Source organism: Actinoallomurus vinaceus (genome assembly GCF_039542055.1).
Lineage (GTDB): Bacteria > Actinomycetota > Actinomycetes > Streptosporangiales > Streptosporangiaceae > Actinoallomurus > Actinoallomurus vinaceus.
In genome coordinates this window covers 21,421-36,707 of sequence record NZ_BAABHK010000023.1, presented here as the reverse complement: position 1 = coordinate 36,707, position 15,287 = coordinate 21,421, and the positions used below count along the sequence as shown (strand labels likewise).

The 15,287-nt window shown below is 70.3% G+C and carries 13 protein-coding genes; 4 read left to right on the top strand and 9 right to left on the bottom strand.

The window, feature by feature from the left end:
• The first annotated feature begins 58 nt into the window (after window positions 1–58).
• Both ABEA24_RS47535 and ABEA24_RS47530 read left to right on the top strand, forming a co-directional pair.
• Window positions 59–760, top strand: coding sequence for a class I SAM-dependent DNA methyltransferase (locus tag ABEA24_RS47535; RefSeq protein ID WP_345441932.1), 702 nt, complete (start codon window positions 59–61; stop codon window positions 758–760).
• Window positions 761–917: 157 nt separating this feature from the next.
• On the top strand, window positions 918–2,378 hold the full coding sequence (locus ABEA24_RS47530; RefSeq protein WP_345441930.1) for a serine hydrolase: 1,461 nt from the start codon (window positions 918–920) through the stop codon (window positions 2,376–2,378).
• A gap of 108 nt (window positions 2,379–2,486) precedes the next feature.
• On the opposite strand, the gene ABEA24_RS47525 is transcribed toward ABEA24_RS47530, so the two are convergent.
• The 8 genes from ABEA24_RS47525 to ABEA24_RS47490 all read right to left on the bottom strand — a co-directional run bounded on the left by ABEA24_RS47525 (window position 2,487) and on the right by ABEA24_RS47490 (window position 13,373).
• Window positions 2,487–3,086, bottom strand: a complete 600-nt coding sequence (locus ABEA24_RS47525) for a GNAT family N-acetyltransferase (protein ID WP_345441928.1) — start codon at window positions 3,084–3,086, stop codon at window positions 2,487–2,489.
• Window positions 3,087–3,159: 73 nt separating this feature from the next.
• The gene (locus tag ABEA24_RS47520; protein ID WP_345441925.1) at window positions 3,160–3,609 is read right to left on the bottom strand and encodes an SPW repeat protein; all 450 of its coding nucleotides are present in this window, start codon (window positions 3,607–3,609) and stop codon (window positions 3,160–3,162) included.
• Between the two features lie 184 nt (window positions 3,610–3,793).
• On the bottom strand, window positions 3,794–8,008 hold the full coding sequence (locus ABEA24_RS47515; RefSeq protein WP_345441922.1) for a glycoside hydrolase family 38 N-terminal domain-containing protein: 4,215 nt from the start codon (window positions 8,006–8,008) through the stop codon (window positions 3,794–3,796).
• Window positions 8,009–8,026: 18 nt separating this feature from the next.
• On the bottom strand, window positions 8,027–8,872 hold the full coding sequence (locus tag ABEA24_RS47510) for a carbohydrate ABC transporter permease (RefSeq protein WP_345441919.1): 846 nt from the start codon (window positions 8,870–8,872) through the stop codon (window positions 8,027–8,029).
• Window positions 8,873–8,874: 2 nt separating this feature from the next.
• A complete protein-coding gene (locus ABEA24_RS47505) occupies window positions 8,875–9,789 on the bottom strand; it encodes a carbohydrate ABC transporter permease (protein WP_345441916.1) in 915 nt (304 codons plus the stop codon).
• Between the two features lie 37 nt (window positions 9,790–9,826).
• Window positions 9,827–11,176, bottom strand: a complete 1,350-nt coding sequence (locus ABEA24_RS47500) for an extracellular solute-binding protein (RefSeq protein WP_345441913.1) — start codon at window positions 11,174–11,176, stop codon at window positions 9,827–9,829.
• Window positions 11,177–11,310: 134 nt separating this feature from the next.
• Window positions 11,311–12,747, bottom strand: a complete 1,437-nt coding sequence (locus tag ABEA24_RS47495; protein WP_345441910.1) for an extracellular solute-binding protein — start codon at window positions 12,745–12,747, stop codon at window positions 11,311–11,313.
• Between the two features lie 74 nt (window positions 12,748–12,821).
• Window positions 12,822–13,373: a carboxymuconolactone decarboxylase family protein gene (locus ABEA24_RS47490; RefSeq protein ID WP_345441907.1), complete on the bottom strand. Its 552-nt coding sequence runs from the start codon at window positions 13,371–13,373 to the stop codon at window positions 12,822–12,824.
• 292 nt (window positions 13,374–13,665) lie between these two features.
• Here ABEA24_RS47490 and ABEA24_RS47485 point away from each other — a divergent pair, with 292 nt between their 5' ends.
• Window positions 13,666–14,250, top strand: coding sequence for a hypothetical protein (locus ABEA24_RS47485; protein ID WP_345441904.1), 585 nt, complete (start codon window positions 13,666–13,668; stop codon window positions 14,248–14,250).
• Between the two features lie 10 nt (window positions 14,251–14,260).
• A complete protein-coding gene (locus tag ABEA24_RS47480) occupies window positions 14,261–14,707 on the top strand; it encodes a hypothetical protein (RefSeq protein ID WP_345441901.1) in 447 nt (148 codons plus the stop codon).
• A 6-nt stretch (window positions 14,708–14,713) separates the two neighbouring features.
• On the opposite strand, the gene ABEA24_RS47475 is transcribed toward ABEA24_RS47480, so the two are convergent.
• Window positions 14,714–15,277: a dihydrofolate reductase family protein gene (locus ABEA24_RS47475; RefSeq protein ID WP_345441898.1), complete on the bottom strand. Its 564-nt coding sequence runs from the start codon at window positions 15,275–15,277 to the stop codon at window positions 14,714–14,716.
• Window positions 15,278–15,287 lie beyond the last annotated feature (10 nt).

The following is a 15,287-nucleotide window of genomic DNA, read 5'->3' as shown; positions in this document are numbered from 1 at the left end:
CCGTCCGGTAACCGATATTCGATCGCGGTTCCGTAAGCGGCCTTCGATACTTGGCCGCATGGTGCAGTTCGCTGACTTCGATACGCGCGGTTACCGGATGGTGGACGTACGGACCGGCTACGGGCAATGGGTGGGCACGTACGAGGAGACGGTCGAGGACGTCATGGACCTCGCGCTGCTCGATGAGCTCACCGAGCCGTCGTGGAGGACGGTCCGGTGCGCCGCCGACCTGGGGTGCGGCACCGGGCGCACGGCCGCCTGGCTGCGGCGCCACGGGGTGGCCGCCATCGACGGCGTGGACCTGACTCCCGAGATGCTCGCGGTCGCGCGTTCGAAGGGCGGCCACGACCGGCTGTTCGAGGCCGACGTGACGGAGACCGGGCTCGACACGGGCGCGTACGACCTGGTCATCGCCTCGCTCATCGACGAGCACCTGGCCGACCTGAAGCCGTTCTACGCCGAGGCCTGGCGGCTGGCGGAGCCGGGCGCGCGGTGCGTGATCGTGGCGTTCCACCCGCACTTCATCATGGCGTCCGGCATGCCGACCCACTTCACCAGCGAGTCCGGCGAGCCGATCGCCATCACGACGCACGTCCACCTGCTGAGCGACCACGTCATGGCCGGCGTCGCGGCGGGCTGGCGCCTCGTCGAGATGCGGGAGGGCGTCATCGACGACCGCTGGCTCGCCGTGAAACCCAAGTGGGAGCGCTACCGCAACCACCCGATCTCCGCCGCCCTGGTCTGGCGCAAGAACCCCTGACCGCCGGTGCCGTCAGCTCTGCTGGTAGCGCCGCGTCGGCGGGGGGCTTTCCCGACGGGCTCGGATCGGTTGCGGTTTTCTTCCGGGAGATAGATCACATAGCGAAGATTCGGCGAAGATCGCTGCGCTGGTGATCTTGTTCACTAGCGTGTCGATCATGAAGATCTCTCGCCTGTGTAATCGGGGTGTGGTCGGTCTGGTGGCCGCCGGCGCGCTGCTGGGATCGGCCGTCGCGCCGGCTCCGGCGGCACGTGCCGACACGGACCCGCCGCCCATCACCGCCATCGCCGACATGCTTCAGCAGACGATGGACGGCCTGAAGTTCCAAGAGGTCATCGACACCGACCCGCCCACCACGGCCACCGCCGTGCGCGCCCTCAAGGCGAACTCGGTCGACAAGGACGCCAAGACGCCGGAGCAGCGTGCCAAGACGTACGCCGCGGCGGCGGGCAACCAGCCGATCTCCCAGCAGCCGCAGGTGGACGCCACCGTCATCGAGCTGGACGCGAACAACCGCCCGGTCTCGGCGGGCACGGTGCTGATGAGCCCGCAGTACCCGCACGGGAAGATCATCCCGTTGGACAAGAACTTCCACACCAGCGACGTGCGCTGGCGGCAGTGGGACGACTCCGGGTGGTACACCAACCACGCCCAGGGCACGATCGACGTGGTGCCGGGCCGGGAGAACGCCTCGACCGACTTCATGCTGCCCTACCCGGCCTCGGTCCTGAAGCTGATGATCAACTTCGGGGTGCTGCGGCTGGTCGACAAGGGCGTCATCAGCCTGGACGACACCTACGCCTACAACCCCACCACGGTCAGCTCGCTGTGCGGCGGGGCCACCAGCGACACGATCCGCAACTACGTTGACGCGTCGCTGACCTGGTCCTCCAACGGCGCCTCGTGCGCGCTGCTGAAGATGCTGTGGGACCACGATGCCGTGAACGACCTGAACCAGACGTTCCAGAACCTGGGTCTGGAGACGCTGCAGGTCAAGGAGACCAACCCGGCCAACGGCGGGCACTGGAGCAACCCGGTCACGATGAGCTCGATCGACACCGCCAAGCTCCTGGCCCTCATCAACGGCGCCCCGGGCACCGTCTGGACCGCGTCGAACGGCAATGCGGTCACCGCCGACGTGCTCAGCCCCTCGTCGCGTGAGTTCTTCAAGAAGGAGCTCGGCGACCAGGGCATGAACGACGTGCTGTCCACCACGAACTGGTGCGGTGCGGACTACCCGGCCCCCGGCATCCCGGCGGTCGAGCCGCAGCGGTGGATCGCAGCCGACGGCACCGTGACCGTCGACGGTGCCGCCTACCAGCACGACGTGCGGCCCTGCAACGCCAACGCCGAGGTGACCTTCGCCCACAAGACCGGCCTGGTCTCCAACTCCGGAAGCGACGCGGGCATCGTCAAGTCCCTGCCCGGCAAGAACGGCCGCAACTACATCATCGCGGTGTTCTCCAACCTCGGTGACCAGTACCAGGACCCGAACCGCCCGCCGACGGCCCCGGGCGCCCACCCGGTCGCCTACAGCGAGAAGTACGCCCAGCTCGGCCTGGCCATCGACAAGTACGAGGCCTCGTTCGGAGGCGCCGCCGCCGCTAACCGGCGATGAGCGTGCGGTGACGGGAGTCCGATCCCGCCCCGCCACGTGAGAGACGGCCGCCGTGAGGTCTCCCGCAAGGAGCCCGCACGGCGGCCGTCCGCATTCACGTGCGACCGCTCAGCCTGTCGCGAGACGCGCACGCAACCGGTCGCGGGCGGCGGGCCACTCCGGCGCGATCAACGAATAGCAGACGGTGTCCCGGACGGAGCCGTCGGGCAGGATGCGGTGGCTGCGCAGTACCCCTTCCCGCTGCGCGCCGAGGCGTTCGATGGCCCGTTGTGAGCGTTCGTTGCGGTGATGGGTGTGCCAGCCCACCCGGTTGGCGCCCAGCACGTCGAACGCCCGCTCCAGCAGGAGGAGCTTGGCCTCGGTGTTGAGCGCCGTCCGCTGCCAGCGGGCGCCGATCCACGTGTGCCCGATGCACAGGCCGCGATGCGCCGGTTCGATCTCGTAGTACGACGTCGTCCCGGCGACCTCTCCGGTGGCCGCGTCGATCTGAACCCAGGGCAGGCGCGTTCCGCGGGCCGTCTGGGCCAGGTCGTTCTCGACCATGCGGCGTGCCTCGTCGAGGTCGGCGGGCTGCCGGACGTTCAGCCACCGCCAGACCTCCGGGTCCTTACCCGCCTCGAGGAGTCCCTCGGCGTGCTCGGGACCGAGCGGCTCCAGACGGACGTGGCGTCCGGTCAGGGCCGGCCGCTCGAACCATGTACTCGTCATGGACAGCACGTTATGAGCGCGCGAGCCGTCCGAAAAGGTCCAGTATGTGCCTCTCTGGGGTAGGCCACTCCCTCTACATCCTGCGTCGAGAGGCCCGGTTGGACATCATTCCCATGCCGGCCGCGCCCATCCCGAACAGGAAGATCAGGGCGCCGATGATGACGTTGTTGAGGACGGTCGACATCGTGGCCATGGACCCGCGGACCACCCACGGTGCGATGATCGTCCACACACCGATGAGAGGGACGACCCAGGCGACGCCGTGCGTACGTCCGTAAGCCGATGCGAACCCGACCGCCAGCAGCGTGACCGCGATCCCGGTGAGCAGATTGTTCACCGTGAGGGTCGTGGTGCGGCTGTGGAACGCGATGACCCACGGCGAGATGGCCAGGTAAAGGCCGCTCAGGAAGGTGAGGCCGTCGAGCGTGTGGGCGGATGTCGTCTCGGCGACGCGGTCGTACCGGGCGCGGAGCTCCGCTATGTCGGGATGCTGCTCCATGCCGGCCATCGGGCGCGCGGACATGTGACCCACCACCTTTCTCTTTGCGAATCAGTCGCTCTCCCCGGCACTTTCCCGCTGTAACAACGACAATTCCGATCAAACGCAACGGTTTCGTCAAATCATGTGATCTCCGACGGTTGATCCGGCACTCCCGCCCGCCGAGGGTTTCCGGGGCTCTGGCCCCGGAAACCCTCGGCGGGCGCCGTCAGCGGTCAACCTCCACGGCGATCGTCTCCGTGTAGTGCAGGTGGCCGAAGTACGTCACGCGGACCAGCGCCCACCAGTTGCCCGGCTTGGCCGTTCGTGGGGCGGACAACGCGAAGGGCACGGTCACCTCGGCGCCCGGCGCGACCTCGAAGCCTCGCGTCCAGGGGGTGATCAGGACGTCGTGGGCGGGGCCCCACGTGCCGTACGGGCTGATGAGCTGTGCCTCGCCGCGGATCGGCGCTGCGGCGGAGTTGCGGAGCCGTACGGCGATCTCGGCGTCGTCTCCCGGCCGGAGCCGGGGCGCGGGAGATGCCAGGGCGACCTCCAGCGGGTCCCCGGTCGGTTCCGCGCCGACCTGCACCGTTACGACGTCCTCGATGACCTGTCCCTGGCCGTCGCGGATGCGGGCGCCCACGAAGTACAGGCCCGGAGCGGCTCCCGACGCGTCGACCGTCAGTTCGTACTCGGCGAACTCGCCGGGGGCGAGCCGGTAGTCCAGCACCGGGCCGGTGACGGTGAGCCCATCGGGGACGTCCAGTTCGACTCGCCCGGTCGCCTCCGGGCCTGAGGCGGCGACGGTGAGCCGGAGCGGCCCGGACCCCGTCAGGGAGAGCCGCTGCGGGGACAGGTGCACCGCCGTCGGGAGGTTCCCGAGCGGGGCGGGTCCCTTGTTGTGCAGCCAGTAGCGGCCGAACACCGGCTGGACCGGCTCCGCGTTCGGTCCCAGGGCCGAGCCTCCGGGTGCCCCACCGGCCGGGTTCAGGCGGACGGTGGCGATGTCGGCGGCGCCGAGGGGGACCTCGGCCGTCGTGTCGACCGTCACCGCTTCGCCGCCGGACTCCAGCAGGTCGGTCCGGCCGGCCTCGGTGACGCCGGTGAACAGGCCGATCCGGGCCGTCGTGGGGCGGCCCGTGGACTCGTACACCCGGACGGTCACGCCGTCGGCGGGGTCGACCCGGCCGGGTTGGGCGGCGGCGAGGGGGTTGCCGGCCGGCTTGAGGGCGGACAGCAGGACGTTGTCCGGCTGTACCGTAAGCAGGCCGTCCGCGGGCGCGGGCTCGCCGGGATGCGCCTCCGCAGGCCGGGTGAGCACGGCGTGGTTGTACTCCTGACCGGCGCGGACGAACCCGGCCGCGCGCCAGTCGCCCTCCCCGGCCACGAGGGAGTAGCCGAAGGTGTGGTTCCAGTGCTGCCACGACAGGCTCGAACCGTCGGGGGCGGTGCGCAGCGGGCCGTCGATCCACACCCCGCTCGGCCAGGTGCTGCAGGAGCGCATCAGGTTGAGGTACACCCGGCCGTCCGGCGTGGCGACCGTGCCCGGCATGCCGGCGTTGAGCAGCGCGACCGAGCGACCCGCGTACGGGGCGTCGGATCCGTCCAGCCCGCCGGGGTGCCGGACGTCGATCGTGGCGTCGTCGAGGTCGGCGCAGAGCCCACCGACCTCGGTGACGATGAGCACCGGCAGGTCCCGTACGTCGCGCAGGTCCGCGCCCGGCACCCAGATCTCGGCCAGCGGGCGGGCGGCGGGCACGAAGACCCGGCCGTGCTCGGCCAGCGCCGTCTCGTACGCCGGGCCGGCCGCCGCCAGGACCTGGGCGGCGAAGGGGTTCTCCGCCGGGCCGCCGAGGACGATCCGCGCGTCGGGCAGGTTCGAGTCGACGTCGAGCGCGCCGTAGCGCGGGCCGTCGGGCCGGCTGAACGTCGCGGTCACACCCTGGGCGGCCAGGGCGGCCAGCACGGTGCGGGCGGGTTCGCCCTCGTCCGTGCCGATCACCTCGGCGACCCCGACGGCGTGCTCCTGCCGGGAGCCGTCGTCGCCGGTCAGCGCGATCCGTACGGTCGCGCTCAGCGCGGTCCAGGTGTGGGCCGGGTTGTCGAGCGTCCACAGGTCCTCGGCGCTGTCGGCGTCCGGGAACCCGAAGGGCCGGCCGATGGCGGCGAAGCCCACCTCGGACACCGGGCGGCCGCCGGGGACGTCCAGGTCGAAGCCGACGCGCAGCAGGTGGTCCTGGCCGATCGAGCCGCCGACGTTGGTGCGGAAGTCCACCCGGTCGACGCCGTCCCACAGCAGGACCTCGCCGGTGACGGTCAGGCCGTCCAGGGTCGTCTCGGTGACGAGGCGGCGGCCGATCGGCGACTCCTCGACGCGGACGGTGGCGCGGCGTTCGCCGGTGCCGTGGCCGGGGCCCGCGGGCAGCAGGTGCCAGGGGCCCTCGCCCCAGACGGGGTGGGTGGGGTGCTCCTCCTGGAGGTACAGCTCGCCGCCCAGCCCGCCCGGCCGGAGCAGCTCCCGGCCCGTCCGCAGGTCGCGGATCGAGGTGAGGGCGCCGCCGCGCGCCGGGTCGGCGGTCACCGTGAACGCCGCGTTGCCGGCCTCTGTTCCGGTGGCCGGGGTCCAGCCCGCGGGCATCTCGTCGGCGTCGACGACGTGGTAAACGCGGTAGCCGAGCGAGGGGACCGCGTGGGCGAGGAAGGTGAGGGTGACCTCCTCGACGCCGCCGCTCGCCGAGACCCGTACGCCCTCGGCGAGGCAGGGCACGGTCTCGCCCGCGTCGTCGACGAGGCGCAGCCCGGGACGCGGCTCGTCGAAGGTGAGGTGCACCGTGGTGATGCCGTCGCGGGCCCAGGACAGGGTGTTCGCGACGATCACGGGGTGGCCGGGGCCCGTCGTGTCGGCCCGTGCGGCCAGGTGGTCGAGGGCGGCGGTGCGGACGGTGTCGCCCAGCTCGTACGCCTCGCGCCAGCCGGCGAGCAGGTCGACGTAGACCTGGTCGGACTCGCTGCCGGTGATGGCGTCGTGATGGGCGCCGTACGCGAGGAGCCGCCAGGCCTTGTCGACGGCCTCGTCCGGATACGCGGCGCCGGTGAGCGCCGCGAGGGTGGCGAGGCGTTCGGCGTCGAGGATCGCGACCTCGGCGGCGCGCTGCGCCTGCTTGGTGTCGATGTAGGAGACGTCCTTGCCGGTGTACACCGGGTTCATGTCGCGGGTCTGCGGCACCGGCACCGCGCGGCGCTCGCCCAGCTCCTCGCGGACGGCGGCGAAGAACTCCTTGGGCAGGCCCACGACGAAGCGCGGCCAGACGTACCGCTTGTTCCAGTCGCGCTGCACCTGCGTGCTCCACCGGGAGGGCACGACGTGGTCGCCGCCCACCGGGAGCATGACGTTGCGCGTGGCCGCCACCGGGCGCAGCTCGCTGAACTGGCCGTACGCCAGGTCCGTGGCCTCCTCGAGGGTCTTGGCCTGCTCCTCCATGACCCAGCCCGCGCTGTAGTGGTTGGCCATGTAGGCGGTCAGCACGCCCCGGCCGCTGGGGGAGATCCACTCGAACTCGGCGGGGAACTGCATGCGCTCGTTGTCGCCGACGTGCCGGTTCGGGCCCCACATGTGGAACGGACCGCGCGCCCAGGCCGAAGAGGTGAGCCCGGCGTCGGCCATCAGCCCGGGGTAGGCCGGGTCGTGGCCGAACACGTCGAGCATCCACGCCGAGCGCGGGTCGCCGCCGACCACGTCGCGCTGGTAGCCGATGCCGTAGACGGCGTTGCGGATCGTCGACTCGGGGTGGGTGAGGTTGGTGTTCGGCTCGTTGTAGTTGCCGCCGACGAGCTCGATCCGGTCCTCGTCCAGGAACCTCCGCAGGTCCGCGCGGTCCTCCGGGAAGACGTCCCAGTACGGTTTGAGGTAGTCGACCTCGGCCAGCACGAACTTGTAGTCCTCGTCGCGCCGGGCCGCGTCCAGGTGGATGCGGACCAGGTCGAACGCGGTCCGCACCTCCTCGGGTCGGCGGCTCTCCGCGGCCGGCAGGTCGTAATAGGTCTCGGTGAAGCCGGCCTGGGTGTTCCACCACACCGGGTCGTAGTGGAAGTGCGAGACCATCCACATCGTCCAGCCGGTGACGGCGGCGACGATCTCGCCGTCGAGCGTCACCCGGGTCTCCGGCACGCCGAGCGTTTCGGCGACGGCCGTGACACGGCGGACGGCGCCCTCGGTGACGGGCTCGGCGAGCCGTACGCCGACCTCGGCGACCAGGGTCTCGCCCGGGTCGAGGCGGGCGACGATCGTGGGCTCGGGGGTGGTCACGGCCGGGCCGGTGAGCGACACCCGGATCTCGGTAAGGGGAGAGTCGGCCCCGGTGAGCGTCACACGGACGATCTGTCGGGGATGCGACGTCGAGCCGGCGAACAGGTCGGTCGACTCGATGGCGGCGATGCGCATGAAGGCTATTCCTCCGGCTTAGCCCTTGACGGCACCCTGCAGTGCGAACGCGTTCCCCAGCGTGCGCTGGGCGACGGCGTACAGCAGGACGACGGGCAGCGAGTACAGGATCGAGAAGGCGGCCAGCAGTCCGTAGGAGGTGTTCCCTCCCTGGATTCCGAAGTACTGGAAGATCGCGACGGAGGCCGGCTGTTTCGCGGGATCGATGAGCAGGATGAACGGGACGAAGAAGTTCCCCCACGTGAGCGCGAAGGTGAACGTGAACACCACGGTCGTGCCGGGCACCATGAGCGGCAGCACGATCCGCACCAGCGCCCGCAGGCCGGACGCCCCGTCCACCCACGCCGCCTCCTCCAGGGAGATCGGCACCTCGTCCATGAAGTTCTTCAGCATCCAGATCGCCATCGGCAGCCCGGTGGCGGTGAGGAACAGGACGGTGGCCGGGATGGAGTCCAGCAGGTTCAGCTGGACGAACAGGCCGTACACCGGGACCATGATCGCGGTGACCGGCAGCCCGGTGGCGAACAGCAGCCCGAGGATGACCGGGCGGCCGAACCTGCGGCCGTAGCGCGACAGCGGGTACGCCGCGGGCGCGCCGAGCAGCAGCGTCAGCAGCGCCGAGCCCATCGACAGCACGAGGCTGTTGGCCAGCGCGTGCAGGTTGTCGCCGGTGAGCACGTCGGCGAAGTTGCGCAGGGTCGGGTGGTCGGGGACGGCCGTGTCCAGCTGCGCGTCCTGGGAGAAGGACGCGAGGAACAGCCACGCGAACGGCGCGATGAACGCCAGCCCCACGATGACCAGCACCACGTACGCGGCGACCGCGGCGCTGCGCCGGTTCGGCGCGGTGGGAGAGGCGACCGCCATCGTCACACCTCCTTCCGCATGGCGCGCAGGTAGACCAGCGAGAACACGGCGCCGACCCCCAGCAGCACGATCGCGAGCGCCGCGCCGTAACCCAGGTGGTAGAACTTGAACGCCTCCTGGTACATGAAGATCGGCAGCGTCTGGCTCTTGGTGCCGGGGCCGCCGCCCGTCATGACGAAGATCAGCGTGAAGACCGCGAGGGTCTGCAGCGTGATCGTCATCAGGTTGGTCAGCATCGCCCGCCGGATCAGCGGCAGCGTGATGTGGCGCAGCCGCTGCCACGCCGACGCGCCGTCCACCGCGGCGGCCTCCAGCAGCTCGTCCGGCACGTTCGACAGCGCGGCGGAGTAGACGAGCATGGAGAACGCCGTGCCGCGCCAGACGTTGGCGATCGTGACGGCCAGCAGCGGGCTCGCGTACAGCCAGCTCTTCCCGTGCAGGCCGACGGCGTGCAGGATCGCGTTGAGCGTCCCGTGGTCGGACAGGAACGCGTACCACATGAAGCCGGCGACCAGCTCCGGCAGCACCCACGCGCCCACCACGATGCCGCCGATGATCGAGCGGACGATCCGGCGACGGCCGTTCATGAGCAGGGCGAGCACGAGGCCGCCGAGGTTCTGCCCGACGACGGCCGAGCCGACGACGAAGACGACGGTCAGCCACAGGGACTTGGTGAACGCCGGGTCGGAGAACATCTGCCGGTAGTTGCGCAGGCCCACCAGGTGGGGGCTGCTGGCGCCCGCGCCGGTCAGCGCGATGTCGGTGAAGGACGCGTAGACGCACCACAGGATCGGCCCGACGAAGAACAGCGCGAGCAGGCCGAACGCGGGCACCAGCGGCAGCGCACGACCGGCGGCCCGCCGCCCGCGCCGGGCGGGCGGGCGGCGGGTGACGGTGCGCTCGGCCACGGCCACCATCAGGGCGTCCTTTCGGCCAGGGAGCGCGGACGACGCATCAGGACTTCGCCTCCACCTTGTCCGGCCCGGCGATCTGCTTGACCTGGGTGGCGAAGTCGTTCATCGCCGACTGCGGCGAGCCCTGGTTGGTCACCACGGCCTCGGTCGCGGCCTGCAGCTGGTTGGAGATCTGGGGGTAGACGCTGTAGGCGGGCCGGTACTGGGTGACGGACACCAGGTTGGTCCAGAACTTCTGGGTCGGGTTGCCCTCGACGTACTTCGGGTCGTCGACGACGTCCTTGCGCACCGACACCTGCGTCGCCTTGACGTAGAAGAACAGGGAGTTCTCCTTGTTCATGGCGAGCTGCACCAGCTTCCAGGCCGCCGCCGCCTGCTTGGTACGGGCGCCGATGGACAGCAGCCAGCCGCCGGACATCGTGACCTTGCCGGGCGCCTGGCCGTTCTGCGTCGGCATGGGGGTGGTGCCGAGCGTGCTGGACCACTGCGGCCAGGCCGACGCTCCGCCGGGGATCCACGCCTGCGGCAGCCAGGAGCCGTCCAGGTCGATGGCGAGCTTGCCCTTGGGCAGCTCCTGCCCGGCGACGTTGTCACTCCAGTGCGGGTCGAGTGCCTGCTGCGGTGTGGGGCCGAGGCCCTCGGAGTAGACCGTCTTCAGGAAGTTGAAGGAGTCGCCCATGCCCTTGCTCGGCACGACCCACTTCTTGGTCTGGTCGTCGTAGAGCTTGTCGGCGGTGCCGTACAGCAGCATCTCGAAGCCCTGCATCGAGGCGGCTTCGCCGACGCCCTTGCCCGCGTAGACGTTGAGGGGGATGACGCCGGGGACCTTGGACTTGATCTGCCGGGCGGCGGCCAGGACGTCGTTCCAGGTCTTCGGCTGCCAGTCCGCCGGCAGCCCGGCCTTGGCGAAGATCTGCTTGTTGTACCAGAGGCCGCGCGTGTCGGTGCCCATCGGGATGCCGTAGGTGTGACCGTCGGAGGCCTGCCCCGCCACCTTGGCGGCGTCGAAGAACTGCGACCAGTCCGGCCACGACTTCAGGTTGTCGTCGAGGGGCTTCAGGAAGCGCGCCTGGGCGTCGGAGTTGACGAAGAACGTGTCCTCGTACGCGACGTCGGGTGCGGTGCTCGGGGAGCGCCGCATGAGGTTCAGCTTGGTGTAGTAGGAGTTCTCATCCGCCTCGATGGGGATGAGCTTGAGCTTGTACCCGGGGTTCTGCTGTTCGAAGACGGGCTTGATCTTCTTGAACAGCTCGTCCGCGCCGATGAAGTTGCCGAACTTCTGGTACGCGACCTTGATCGTCTTGCCGTCCGAAGATCCGCTGCCGCCGCACGCGCTCAGCGCTGCCGCGACCATCACTGTCGTCACTGCGAAGGCCGATTTCCGACGCATGTGCGCTCCCTCCAGGGGGATTTGCCACTGTGATGTGGCAAATCTGGTTGCTGGAGCGTTCCAGGTCAAGAGCTATGGGTCAATGGGTTACGAACGCGTTACCGATCGGCCAGTAGACGATCGATATGCCCAGGTCAGCCGCGTACGACCGGGAGACCCGTGATGGCGCTGATCCGGTCGGCCGCCAGGGCGACCCCGGCCGCCGGGGTCCACCGCCGGGTGAGCACGCCCTCCAGGAGCGCCTGAAGCTGCGCGGAGACCAAGGCATAAACCGGCGAGGACGGCCGTACGACCGCGTGCTCGAGCAGCGCCGCGGTCTGGGCGTGGAACGGCGACACCGGCGCCATGACGTCCAGCACGCTGCGGCGCGGCGGGAGCTGCCCGGTCTCCGCGCACAGGTCCGCCAGCCGCTTCGGCGCGGTGGCGGCGCGCAGCAGCCGCATCGCCAGGTGAGGGTTCTGCGCCTGGCGGGGGATGCAGTAGACCATTCCGCCGCACAGGATCGCCGGCGGCCCGTGCGGTCCGGCGGGCAGCGGGACGAACCCGAACCGCTCGGCGACCTCGGGAAGCGTGCCGCCGATCTCGGCGGCGAGCAGCTCGGCGTGGTAGCTGGCGCCCACGAACAGGTCCGCGCGCCCGGCCGCCAGCAGCCGGGCCGCCCTGTGCCGGTCGTAGGTCACCACCTCGGCCGGCAGCACCCCGTCGTCGACGAGGCGCCGCAGGAACCGCAGCGTCTCCACCGTCGCGGGGGAGTCCAGCGTCACCGCCTCGGAGGTGAAGATGGTCGCACCGTTGGCGGCGAGCAGCCCGACGAGCGCGTAGGTCGCGGTCTCCGTCGCGGCCGGGCCGCCGGGCATCACCAGGGCGTACCGGTCGCGGGGCAGCCCGTCGGCGAGCGTACGGCCCAGGGCGCGCAGGTCACGCCACGTGGCGGGCGGGGAGGCCCCGACGGCGTCGAGGGCCTCCCGCCGGTACCACAGGCCGGTGACGTCGGCGTCGGCCTGTACGGCCACGATGTCGTCGCCCTCCAGGCGGTACGCGTCGGCGAAGGGCGGCAGGAAGTCGGCGTCGTGCTCGGCCGCGGCCCATTCCGGGTCCAGCTCCCCGATCGGGGTGAGCATGTGCGACTCGGCGAACTCCGCCACCCACACCGAGTCGACCAGCGCCAGGTCCGGCCCCCGCCCCTCCGCGATCGCCCGGCGGAACACCCCCCGCAGCTCGGCGAGCGGCGCCGACGTGATCGACAGCCGCAGGTCCTTGCCCGCCGCCTCGCGCAGCTGGTCCTCCCACGCCTGGTCACAGGTGATCACCGAGATCTCCGGCGCCGCGCTCAGCGCGCGCATCCACTCGGGATTGACGAAGGTGCCGCGGCGCCGGTGCCGGACCACCACCCCCTCGGCCGCCAGCTCCGACAGGGCCCGCGCGACCGGCGTACGGCTCAGGCCGTACGCCGCGCACAGGTCGTGCTCGGTGGGCAGCCTGCCGTCCACGCCGTACTCGCCGCGCTCGATGTCGGCGAGCAGGCGTCGCTTGAGGCGGTAGTAGGCGGGCAGGGGCTGAGCGGTGTCCATGAACGTCCTCGGTCCGGGATCAGGACAAGCATATTTGTCGTCCGCCAGCGACAAATACCGACGAGGACCTTACGTCACGCGCTCTCGTCCACGAGCGAGACGTATCCGGAGGTGACGATGAGCTCGGCCGCCGCGGCGTAGGCGGCCGGGTCGTCCGGGGCCCAGGTGCCCAGGCCGTCGACGTAGCGGTTGAACATGCAGAACGCGGCGGCGATGAGGACGGTGTCGTGGATCTCCAGGTCGGTGGCGCCCTCCGCGCGGGCCGCCCGCACCAGATCCGGGGTGACCTCGAGGCCGCTGCGCTGCACCGCGGCCGCGATCCGCAACAACGCCTTCAGCTTCGCCGAGACCGGCGCGGTCTCCAGATCCGCGCGTACCCGGTCCACCAACTCCATTCCCTCCGGGAGTTGGGCCGCGGCGAACGCTGCGTGGGAGGAAGTGCAGAAACGGCACTGGTTCAGCGACGAGACATGGGCGGCGATCAGTTCCCGCTCTCCCCGGGTCAGCGTGCTGTCGCCGCGCAGCAACACCTCGGCCAGCCGGTTGAGCGGGGCCGCCGTCTCCGGTCGGAATTGGAAGAGTCCGCGGATTCCCGGCTCATCGGTGTCCAGCGTGATGTGTGACATTAAGGCTCCGTAAGAGAAGGCGGAAACCCCGGCATGCGACTCGCGGCGAGAGGACGCCCGGCAGCCGCATGGTCACCCTGGATCCCGCGCGCTGTCAACGGTCGCCGCCGGATGTGGCCAGGTGTCATGCCGATGATGACGTGCTTTATCGTCAGTTGTTCACATCGGGCTATTATCCACTAATTCGATGACGCATTCCGGGCGTGTAAATCTGTCCGGATTCGTGAAATTAGGCCACCCGAAAACTGCGTCCCGTGGTCCCGTATTCGTGATCAGAAAGGCGGGAATCGTCATGGTGACTCGAGCGGTATCGGCCTCCGGGCATGAGGGCGTCCTGTCCGCGATCAACACCCGCTACCACCGGCCCGCCCTGGCGGTCTTCGCCTTCATCGTCATCGCCCACTGGGCCGAGCACGTCGTTCAGGCGATCCAGATCTGGGTACTGGGCTGGCCGGTGCCCAAGGCGCGCGGCCTGCTGGGCGAGCCGTTCCCCTGGCTGATCAAGTCGGAGTGGCTGCACTACGGCTACGCGGTGCTCATGCTGATCGGTCTGATCATGCTGCGGCCCGGCTTCACCGGCAGGTCCCGGACCTGGTGGAACATCGCCCTGGGAATCCAGGTCTGGCACCACTTCGAGCACCTGCTCCTGCTCATCCAGGCCTCCACCCACAGCTACCTGGCCCATCGAGCCGTCCCGACCAGCATCCTGCAGCTGTTCTTCCCACGGGTCGAGCTCCACCTGGTCTACAACGGACTCGTCACCGTGCCCATGGTCGTGGCCATGCTCCTGCACCGCCGGCCCAGCGCCCGCGAACGCGCCGACATGAAGTGCTCCTGCGCCGAGCCGACGCGGCGGCAGGCTCCCGCGGAGGCGTAGGACACCCGCGATGAGGTGGCGCGTCTCCGCGTTCGATGTGCTCCTGGCCCTGCTGGGCGTGTTCCTGCTGTACCTCGTCGTCCCGAACGTGGGGCCGGTGCTCAGGGCCGCCCGGTCCGGAGCGGGCACCCAGGGGACCTTCACCGCCGACCGGTTGAACTGCGTCCGCCATCCCGGGCACACGGCCTGCAACTGGCAGGGCGCGTTCCGCTCGGACGACGGCACGCTGACGCGGCCGGACGTCTTCCTGTACGGCGGCGCGGGCGGGCTGACGGCGGGGACGCGCACCCGGGCACGGGACGTCGGCCGGTCCGGACAGGTCTACCGGCCCGCCGGCAGCCACGAGTGGATCCTGTCCGGACTCCTCGGCCTCGGCGGCCTCTTCCTGTTCCTCAAGGGCAGCGGCCTGCTCGGTCTGGCCCGGCCGACACGGGCATCCGTCGCGGCCTCACGCTAGAGCCGGTCACCGTGCTCGATGGAGGATCGTGATGAGCACGCCCTCGCCGACGGTGATCGATTCGGTCAGCGTCCACGCCGACCTGTCCGAGGTCTCCCCGAACAGGCGCCTCCCGGTGCCGAGGAGGACCGGGAACATCATGAGGTGGAGCTCGTCGACGAGGTCGTGCTCGAGCAGTCCCCGCACGAGCCGGATGCTGCCGGCGACCGAGATGTCGCCGTCCACCTCCTTCTTGAGCCGGGTCACCTCCTCGACCAGGCCGCCGGAGAGCACGCGCGTGTTGTTCCACTCGGGGTCGGTGAGCGTGCTCGAGACGACGTACTTCGGCATCCCGTTGTACTTGTCGGCGAGCTCGCCCTCGTACTGCGGCCAGGCCGCGGCGAATCCCTCGTACGTCCGGCGGCCGAGGAGCAACGCCTCGGCGCCGAGCGCCTCGTCGACCTTGAACTTCTCGCCCTCCTCGCCGCGGTCGAACTCGAAGCTCCAGTTCGGATACTTGAAGTCCTCTCCACCGGGCGCCTGCACGACGCCGTCGAGCGAGATGAACTCGGTGACCACGATCCGTCCCATGGCGTCGCTC